Here is a 2381-nt window from a genome sequence, read left to right as displayed (position 1 = left end):
CCCCCGGCGTCCAGCAGGCCAGCGGCGGCCGGCGGGGACGGGCGGGCGAGGTCCTCGAACTGCCGCTCGATCAGCGGCCCGGCGGCGAGCAGCAGCGCGGCCACGCCGCCTTCGGCGTCGCGAACGGCGCCGGCCAGGAGGGCGGCGTCCACATCGGGCGCCTTATCGTCCGGCGCCGATGCGTCGATGCGCGATGCTTCGACCGCCAGCATGCCTTCCACCCGGTCGACGGCGAGGCCGACCGGCTGACCGCGGTGGTCGACGATCACGACGCGCCCGGCGTCTTTTGGGTCGGCGGTGGGGTCGGCGTGGCCGAGGATGCGGCGCAGGCTGATCACCGGCAGCACGGCGCCGCGCCGGCGCGCCAGCCCTTCCAGGCTGGGCGGGCTGAGCGGGATGCGCACGACGTCGGGCCGGCGGATGATCTCCACCGCCTCGGCCAGCGGCAGCGCGAAGCGCGTGCCGGCGACGCGGAAGGCGACCAGACGGCGCAACGGCCCGGCGGCGGATCCCGTGGGCGCGGCGTCCGCCGCCGTCCGTTTGCGGGCCTTCGGGAGGGTGGTCATCCGACGGCGCCTTGCAGCTCGTCGGCCATCATGGCGATCTCCTCGACGGCGGCGGCCAGCTCCTCGGCGCCCTTGGCCTGTTCGCGCGCGGCCTTGACCGCCTCGGCGGCGGCGGTTCCGGCCTCGGCGGCGCCGCCGGCGATCTGCTCCACGGCCTTCTGCGACTCCTGCACGGTGCGCAGCACCTCGGTGGAGCTGTCCAGGATCTCGGCGTTGCCGGCGATGACCATGTCCACCTCCGACGCGGCGGCCTCCAGCCGGGCGGCGAACTCCTGATGGCGGACGGCCTCGCGCGCGCTGGTGGCGGAGAGGTCCTCGATGTCGCGGCGCACGCGGACGATCTGGTCCTGGATGCCCTTGACGAGGTCCTTGGCGCGCTCGGCGTTGTCGGCGGCGTCCTGCGCCAGGTTGCGGATGTCGGTGGACACCACGGTGAAGCCGCGGCCGAACTCGCCGGCCCGCGCCGCCTCGACCGAACCGGTGACCGCCAGCATGTTGGTCTGGATGGCGATGACGCCGATGGCGTCGATGGTCTTGTCGATGCGGCGGTTCACCTGTTCCAGCGCGTCGATCTGCTCGACGTTGCGGCGTCCGGCCTCGACCGACTGCAGGACGCCGGCCGCCAGCCGGGTGATCGCCTCGTGCGTGTCGGCCAGCAGGGCGCCCATGGCGCGGGTGCGCTCGCCGGCCGCTTCGGCGCGGTTCAGGCCCAGCCGGGCGCTCGCCTCGATCTCCGCCACGGCGGAGGCCGACTGCTGCGTCGCCGCGCTCTGCGTCTCCGTGGCGCGGGATATGTGGGTGATGGCGATGGTGATCTGCGCGGCGGCGCGGTTGATCTCCTCGATGGCGGCCGACAGCTCCTCGGCGGCGGAGGCCACCTCCTCGGCGGTGCGGCGCACGTCGGTGGTGCTGGTCAGGGCGTCGGCGATCTCCGAAAGCTGGGCCGCCGCCTGCTCGCTTTGCGCCAGCGCCAGGGCCTGCTGGCCGACGGTCTTCAGCGCCTCCTCGCTGGCCGCCGACTGCTCCTCGGCGGCGGCGGCGATGTTCTCGCCGCCCTTCTGCGCCTCGCGCGCCGCCGCTTCGGCCTCGGCGGCGGCCTCGATGGTCTCCTTGGCGCCACGGGCGATGGCGGTCATGTCGCCGCGCACGCGCTCCAGCTGCCCGGCCATCTGGCGGCCGCGCTCGACCTCCGTCCGGGCGGTGGCGGCGGCGCCGACGATGCCCTGGGCGATGCCGCCGACGGTGTCCTGGATCCGCGCCACCAGCGCCTGGATGTCGCGGGTGCAGCGCTCCGACCGCTCGGCCAGCGCCTGCACCTCGTCGGCCACCACGGCGAAGCCCTTGCCGGCGTCCCCGGCGCGCGCCGCCTCGATGGCGGCGTTGAGCGCCAGCAGGTTGGTCTGGTCGGCGATGCGCGCCACGCCCTGGACGATGGCGCCGATCTCGCCGGCCTGACGCTCCAGCTCCCGCACCAGGGCGACGGCGGCCTCCTGCCGCTCGGCGGTGGCGATGATGGCGTCGATGGAGCCGAGGATCTGCCCGCTCACCGCCTTGACCGTGCCGTCCAGCGCCTCGACCTTGTCGACCGCCACCTCGGCGTTGCGGCGGGCGCGCCGCACCATCTCGGCGCCGCGGTCGATCATCCGTTGCGACTGCTGGGTGGCGGCGGCGGCCTCCTCGGCGCCGGCGGCGATCTGTTCCATGGCCTTGCGCAGCTCCTCGGCCGCGGCGGCGGCCTCGGCGACGCCGCTGGCGAGCTGGCTGGACGCCGCGGCGATGCCCTCGGCCGCCTTGCGGCGCCGGGTGTGGGCGCGC

The 2381-nt window shown here is 75.3% G+C and carries 2 protein-coding genes; both read right to left on the bottom strand.

The features are described 5' to 3' along the window. Positions 1-566 (bottom strand): chemotaxis protein CheW (locus VGD93_RS07325; protein WP_395010682.1); only part of this gene is annotated, 566 nt, incomplete at its 3' end. Next, positions 563-2381: methyl-accepting chemotaxis protein (locus tag VGD93_RS07320; RefSeq protein WP_395010680.1), on the bottom strand; the 1819-nt coding region annotated here is incomplete at its 5' end. The genes VGD93_RS07325 and VGD93_RS07320, both read right to left, overlap by 4 nt.

The organism is Devosia sp. (assembly GCF_036406155.1).
Taxonomy (GTDB): domain Bacteria; phylum Pseudomonadota; class Alphaproteobacteria; order Rhizobiales; family Devosiaceae; genus Devosia_A.
The sequence above is the reverse complement of the archived record's forward strand: the minus strand, read 5'-3'. Positions and strand labels throughout refer to the sequence as shown.